We start from the raw sequence: 1,979 nt of genomic DNA, 5'->3' as shown, positions 1-1,979 counted from the left end.
TTGTTGCTGTACTTGCCTTTTCATCGCCAGAGTATATGCAGCCTTTATATTCAGGGAGTGGGATACTCATCATGAGCGCGAGTTTGTTGCTGTTAGGTGGATGTTATATGCTTACTCAAAAAATCATGAATATTAAGGTGTAACATGTGGATTACAGTTTTGCTTGTACTCGAAATATTGGTAGTTCTCATTTTGTTGTTGTGGGGGCGCAAACGATATGCAGAGATACTTACCACCTCCCCGTATCCCTTTCGTATAAAATTACTATTTCCTTGCAGTTATTTACTAGTTGATCGGCTAAGTCTGATGGAAAAACTACCGGATTTCACCTCCAAAATCCACCATAACTTAATTAAATTATATGGCAGAAGTTTATCAGCTTATGGGAGTAAATGGTTTTTAGCAGAGATAATCTCAACGAGTTTGTTATGTGTAGTTATTTTCACGCTTTTCTCGGTTCTTGCAGGTGGAGATGTATCACTTTTGGGCTTTGGTTTTATCGTGGCGATGGTGCTTCCCATATTCATGGTACGCGACTTGGATGTGAAGATCAGGAAGAAGCAGCTTCTGATGATCATGGAATTGCCTGAAGTTTTGAGCACAATCGTGCTGCTCGTCAATGCAGGTGAAACCGTCAATCGAGCATGGATGCGCTGTGTTGAGGTCCGACCACATAAGGCGCAATCACCGCTCTACATAGAGCTTGCGCAAGCTGTTCATGAGTTGGAAATGAACGTCTCATTTTCAAAGGTGATGGAAGATTTTAGTAAGCGTTGTGCGCTGCATGAAGTGTCTTTGTTTACTTCATCCATCCTGCTCAACTATAAACGAGGAGGAAGTGATTTCGTAGCGGCACTCCATTCACTTTCTTTGGAGCTTTGGCAGCGCAGAAAATCGGTTGCCCGAACACTAGGAGAGGAAGCCTCCTCTAAGCTTGTTTTTCCTATGGTACTTATTTTTGTTGTAGTGATGGTGATTGTCGCCATGCCGGCCTTACTGATGATGAAATAATGGAGGTTAGAAATGATGAGAAGCATGATGGAAGGATTGAAAACATTTTGGAAAGAGGAAGATGGACTTGGCACTTTAGAGATTTTATTGATTGTAGCTGTGCTTGTTGCCATAGCAATTATCTTCAGAAAATGGATAGTCTCGTGGTTTCAGAAGCTGATTGGGGATGCCAATTCTGACCTCAAAGACAACAGTGCGGTGGCTCCTTGTGCGCCAAGTCCAACGACTAGCTGTGGGTCATAACCGAAGACAACGCTTTAGAGATGGTGAGCAGGGAAGCTTTACATTAGAAGCATCCCTAGTGTTACCTCTTATCCTATTTTGTACAATTACTGTCCTATTTGTTAGCTTATACGCTTATCAAAAAGTTTATCTTCAGCAAATCGCTAGAGCAGCAGCCGAACGGCTTACTTTTACTTGGGATAACAGCCACAAAGACTTGGTGACAGGAAATTTTAATCCCTCGGAGACAGATGGGCTCTACTTTCGGCTAACACACAACCATGTGTCAGATTTATTCGGAAGACTGGTGTCAAATGAATCATCTGAGATTGCACTTCCAGCGGGGGCTGCCGGCGATCTCGTAGAGAGAAAGCTGGCTAAATCCTCTGAATTGCTGCCTCAAGGTGTAACAGGATCAGCAAAGTTTTCTAATTTTATTCTAGACCAGCAAGTCGAAGTTAAGCTTCAAAAAGCTTTTCATGTATCTCCTGTTATGAGCAGGTGGTTCAAGGTTAATCAAACTGGCGGAACCGCTGTCTCACACGTTGTAGAACCAGTTGAGCTTATCCGATTAACAGATATTACAAGGACCTATTTTAAAACGATCAAGGATCGGATTTCTCCTCAAAAAGCGAGAGAAGCACTTGCAGAACCTACTCCAAGTGATCTGTCAGGTCCAAGTATTACGATAAAATCGGAACGACAGGCCGCGGCATACTTGCGATCTTTGGTTAGCGGTTCTGAAG

The 1,979-nt window shown here is 42.8% G+C and carries 3 protein-coding genes; all 3 read left to right on the top strand.

Going from position 1 to position 1,979, the window contains the following annotated elements; all coding sequences use genetic code 11:
• The first annotated feature begins 306 nt into the window (after positions 1–306).
• Positions 307–1,011, top strand: coding sequence for a type II secretion system F family protein (locus tag AC1DUA_RS35385; protein WP_477504190.1), 705 nt, complete (start codon positions 307–309; stop codon positions 1,009–1,011).
• 12 nt (positions 1,012–1,023) lie between these two features.
• Positions 1,024–1,254 carry a Flp1 family type IVb pilin gene (locus AC1DUA_RS35380; protein ID WP_477504189.1) on the top strand — a complete coding sequence of 77 codons (231 nt, stop codon included), beginning with the start codon at positions 1,024–1,026 and terminating at the stop codon, positions 1,252–1,254.
• On the top strand, positions 1,220–1,979 hold a 760-nt coding region (locus tag AC1DUA_RS35375), incomplete at its 3' end, for a TadE/TadG family type IV pilus assembly protein (protein WP_477504188.1). The genes AC1DUA_RS35380 and AC1DUA_RS35375, both read left to right, overlap by 35 nt.

It is taken from the genome of Paenibacillus sp. 01T422 (assembly GCF_056398785.1).
The sequence above is the reverse complement of the archived record's forward strand: the minus strand, read 5'-3'. Positions and strand labels throughout refer to the sequence as shown.

Coding starts and splice junctions, on each gene's coding strand:
- AC1DUA_RS35385 (WP_477504190.1), top strand. CDS start 307: ATGGAAAAACTACCGGATTTCACCTCCAAAATCCACCATAACTTAATT.
- AC1DUA_RS35380 (WP_477504189.1), top strand. CDS start 1,024: ATGATGAGAAGCATGATGGAAGGATTGAAAACATTTTGGAAAGAGGAA.